At 57.7% G+C, this 4,560-nt stretch carries 3 protein-coding genes; 2 read left to right on the top strand and 1 reads right to left on the bottom strand.

The genetic code is table 11. The features are described from left to right. Nucleotides 1–98: 98 nt before the first annotated feature. Nucleotides 99–2,036, bottom strand: coding sequence for a hypothetical protein (locus HQL63_15830; GenBank protein ID MBF0178293.1), 1,938 nt, complete (start codon nucleotides 2,034–2,036; stop codon nucleotides 99–101). 359 nt (nucleotides 2,037–2,395) lie between these two features. Between HQL63_15830 and lhgO the strand changes: the two genes are divergently transcribed. Together lhgO and HQL63_15820 are read left to right on the top strand one after the other, a co-directional pair. Next, nucleotides 2,396–3,598, top strand: coding sequence for an L-2-hydroxyglutarate oxidase (gene lhgO / locus HQL63_15825; GenBank protein ID MBF0178292.1), 1,203 nt, complete (start codon nucleotides 2,396–2,398; stop codon nucleotides 3,596–3,598). Between the two features lie 13 nt (nucleotides 3,599–3,611). Continuing rightward, nucleotides 3,612–4,457, top strand: coding sequence for a hypothetical protein (locus HQL63_15820; GenBank protein ID MBF0178291.1), 846 nt, complete (start codon nucleotides 3,612–3,614; stop codon nucleotides 4,455–4,457). Nucleotides 4,458–4,560: the final 103 nt, after the last annotated feature.

Here is a 4,560-nt window from a genome sequence, read left to right as displayed (position 1 = left end):
TGTCCAGGCCATTCATGTCCAGGCCATTCATGTCCAGGCCATTCATGTCCAGGCCATTCATGTCCAGGCCTTGACAAGGCGCTGATCGAGGATCCCGGTCATTGAGACTGCGCCAGTGGTGTCGCACGAGTGACAGCCTGTTGGTTCGTAGAGAGGGTGGTTTGATCCATGGTCGGGGAGGCAAGCCAGAACATCAGGTTGCCACCATCCAGGTTGCGGCACTCCCCGGGCGAGAGGGAACCATCGTGGTTGGTATCCTGGGCAGGGGAGCATTCGGGAGTGTCGGCCAGGGGGTCGTGAGTCAGACCGTCCGATTCCGAGGGGTGATAAAGACCAAAAAAGTGGCCGGTTTCGTGAGCGGCTGTATCACCCATGATGGACGTACTGACCTGACCGTTGATCGCATGGCCCACGATGCTGATGAGCACGCCGTTGCGGTTGCCGATCATACCCTGTGCACCGGGAATTCCGGGGGAAACACCTAGCGTGTTGCCGTCGTCACCAGTACGAAAATCTTCCACAAAGAAGAGGTTGACGATGCTGGAGGAGCCATTGCTGACCAGGGCGCTGGTGGTCGTGTTGTTGAAGTTTGGACTGACAACGGTATATTTGCTGCCCGCAATCCGGATGATGGGATTGACATGGGCTGTGATGTTGTTTTTGGCATAGACGGCGACAAAACGCGCCATGGCGCTGCTGACGACCGAAGTGTTGTAATTGGTACCGGTCATATAAGGTTGAATGGTCAGTTTGGTGGTGGTGGGAGATGCACCATAACGGGTGGTCAATTTCACCAAAAAGTTGGCAAAACCGCTGCTGGCGCTTCGCAGGGTATAACGCCACGTCCCACCTGTAGGGGGAAGTTCAGGTTGGTAGGGAACCATGACATTGCAATAGGTATCTCCGACCTGACAACTGCTGAGGGTGACATCCACAGGAGTTCCCTGGGGCGAAATCAGGGAGTTGAAGGAGAGCAGGGAGCCCACATCGTCGCCGATCAGGTGCAATATGAATGAAACGGCGTCATTCGGGACAGAAAAAGTACCCTCATTGCTGACCAGGGTTTTGTCCCGGGAAGTGAAATTGAAGGAGTTTTGATCGGCCAGATTGGAGAGAGCAAGTATGGTACCGGGGGTGGAGGTGCCGGTATTGCCAATCGGGGTGCTACCGTTCGCGGTGATACCTGTGGTGGTGCCTGTAGTGGTGCCTGTGGTGGTGCCTGTGGTGGTGCCTGTGGTGGTGCCTGTGGTGGTGTCTGTGGTGGTGTCTGTGGCGACGCCGCCTGCGACCGCCCCATCGTTGTTTGTATTGTTGCCCGTGGTGGTATTGGTATCAGCAGTCGTTTGACCCTTGGTAAAAGGGATGCCCAGATTGGTCAGTGAGGACTCCATGGCCATTTGTGCCGAAGCAGCCGTTACGACGGTTGCGTTGGCATTGTAGGGTTGAACAACGGAACTGACGATGTTTGCCACGGCATTTTCAAAGTCGGTACCGTCGCCGAAGCCAACCGAGTTCAATGTCTGGACGTAGGAACCATAGGTTGGATCGGTCGATTTCAATGCGGCGCTGACCGATGTCGGAATGACGATGCTGGAGCCATTACCCCCGTTCTGGTCAAGGGATTGGAGAAATCTGGCCATGTTGACGGCGGTTGGCGACGAGGATGTCGCCCCGGCGCCGCTCAGGATGATCGGCGTCACGGTGGTCGATCCGGGCGTGCTGCCCAACATGACATCTCCGACCATGAACGAAACCACCTCTCCGGATTGGAACAGAAACGTACCTTGATCATCGGTCACGCCAGACAAGGTGGGGGTCGCGTAGGTGATTCCCTGCACCGGGGAGTCAATGAAGCGACCCGTGCTCGGTGTCACGTCGCTTGGGCTGTAAGGGGCGCTGCTGGTGCCACCTTCCCTGATATTTCCTTCTCCGCCACCACCACCACCACCGCAGGCGGCCAAAGCCATGGCCAACCAGACGGCCAGAAAAAAAGGTGACAGATATTTGGATTTGGGCCTTTGGTATATATTGTGCATTTTCCTTGTATCCGTTTGCATTGCTTGCCGCTGCCACAGGATTGCGGTACGCGCCCATAACAAGAATGTTCGCAACCATCCACAATTTTTACGAGAAAAGCCTGGATATGAAGGATTTTATCAGGGCCTCGCCCCGGACCCCACCGTGACCGTTCAGTACCCCTTCCTGGAGAGAGGCCTGGACAGGAAAGCCTTTGTCAGGGCATCGCCCCGAACCCCACCAGGACACCGTCTCAGGCCCTGCCAGGGAGCCAGCCACCTGGACCCCGATTCGTTGGCGGGCGGTGAATAGTCACGGATATTCAAGCATATTCACCCGGATGATAGCAAGGTAAAGAAGTGTAAAGGTTGATTTTTATATGGAAAAAAGTTCGGATTATTTAATCGTGGGTGGAGGGGTTGTCGGTTTGAACCTGGCGTTGGAGGCGCGGCGGCGGCATCCGAAGCGCCGGGTGGTGGTGTTGGAAAAGGAGAGTGCCTGTGGAAAACACGCCAGTGGCCGCAACAGCGGCGTATTGCACGCGGGATTTTATTACACGGCAGACAGTTTGAAGGCGCGTTTTTGCCGGGAAGGGAACCACCTGATGACCCGCTACTGTCAGGAGCGGGGGTTACGGATCAACCGTTGTGGCAAGCTGGTTGTGGCCCGACAGGAGACCGATCTGCCGGTCATGGAGGAGTTGCTGCGGCGCGGGGCAGCCAATGGGGTCGAACTGGAGAGCCTCTCCCTGAGTCAGGCCCAGGTCTTGGAGCCACGGGTGCGCACCGTGGACCGGGCGATCCACTCTCCCACCACCTCCTCTGTGGATCCCAAGGAGGTGATGGGCGCCCTGGCGGAGGATGCCCGGTCGGCTGGCGTGGATATACGGGTCGGTACGGCGTTGCTGGGCTGGGAACGGGGTGTCGCACGTACCACGAACGGCGATGTATCCGCCGGATATTTGATCAATGCAGCGGGTCTTTATGCCGACCGGATTGCCCACATGTGCGGCTTCGGGTTGCAGTCGGCCATCTTGCCATTCAAAGGGTTGTACCTCTACAGCGACGAACCGGTCGGGGCGTTGCGCACCCATATCTACCCGGTGCCGGACCTGGCCAATCCATTTTTGGGGGTACACTACACCTTGACGGTGGATGGCCATGCCAAGGTCGGCCCAACGGCGGTTCCGGCCTTTTGGCGTGAACACTACGAAGGTCTTTCCGGCTTCCGCTGGCAGGAGTCCATGGAGATTGTATGGCGGGAGATGGGACTGTTTTTGCGCAATGATTTTGGCTTTCGGCAGTTGGCCTGGCAGGAGATGCAAAAATATCGCCGGCGAGAGATGGTTCGGCAGGCGGGGGTGTTGGCCACGGCTGTGGATGAAAAACACTACCGCCGTTGGGGGCCGCCCGGCGTTCGCGCCCAGTTGGTGAATTTGCGGAATCACCGTCTGGAGACCGACTTTCGCTATGAGGGAGACCGGGGGAGCTTTCATGTGTTGAACGCCGTCTCACCGGGATTTACCTGTGCCATGCCGTTTGGACGCTATTTGTTTGATCAAATCGATGCCTTGCTGGGTTAAAGAGGATACCATCATGAACAGACACAAACGGCTGGGAATCGTTTTGGCAGGCGCCCTGCTCTTGCTGGGTGCCCGGGCCGAGGCCACTTCGATTCACCGCAAGGGGTGCGAAGATCCCATGGAAGGGGTTCGTGTCTGTTGGGAAGCCACAGGCGAAGCCGGTTCGGGCGTAGCGCCGTTTCCTGAAGTACACCTCCTGGCCCTGGCCCAGGATCGGGGTGGGGAGAAGGAGGTTTTGGCGGAGTTTTCCCGGAAAGTGTTTGCCCAAATGTTGCCGGGCAATTTTGCTGAACACCTGTTTTTGGAGTGGGATTCCGCCTTGTATCTCGATCAGGTTTTGCAACAGATCCGGCAACGCGATTGGCCTGCGGTGTTGTGGATCGCCCCCCGGACCCTGCGCAACTCCGGGGCAGCGACACCGGGGGTGGTCGATTGGGAGGTCCAATTGATCGATGGAAAAAGCGGCAAGTTGATACGCACCTTGCGGGTGCGGGTGGAGTCGCACCCAAAAATCAAAAAGAGAAGCAAAGAGAATGGTATGGCCATGGGAGGGGCCCTGTTGCTGGCGGGCAAACTCATCTCCAACCCGTTGGAATCGGGTGTGGCGGTGGCCACAGCCATGGAGCTGGCCCAGGAAGCGCCGCCCGAGGCAGGCCAGTCCCTGGATCTGATGATGCAACTGGCCACGCGGCAGGTGATGTTTTTGTTTCAGTATCCTGTCGAAGAGCTGTTGCCGCCCCCGGCAAAGGAAAGTATCATCAAGGCATTGAATCCATTCGACAACGACCCTCCGGCGCCAGGGTTGCCACCGGCGGCGGGTGTGGCGCCGGGATCCAGGGGGTGGTTTGGAGGAAAATAAACGGGTGCTGGCGGGGTTCGGGGCGGAGCCCCCAAAAAAAGACCATTGAAAGACTGGGATGGAGGTCCAGGAGGAAGGGCTGCGCCCCAATGGCGCTTAGATA

The sequence above is a fragment of the Magnetococcales bacterium genome, from assembly GCA_015231175.1.
Taxonomy (GTDB): domain Bacteria; phylum Pseudomonadota; class Magnetococcia; order Magnetococcales; family DC0425bin3; genus HA3dbin3.
This window is presented reverse-complemented; position numbering and strand designations above follow the sequence as displayed.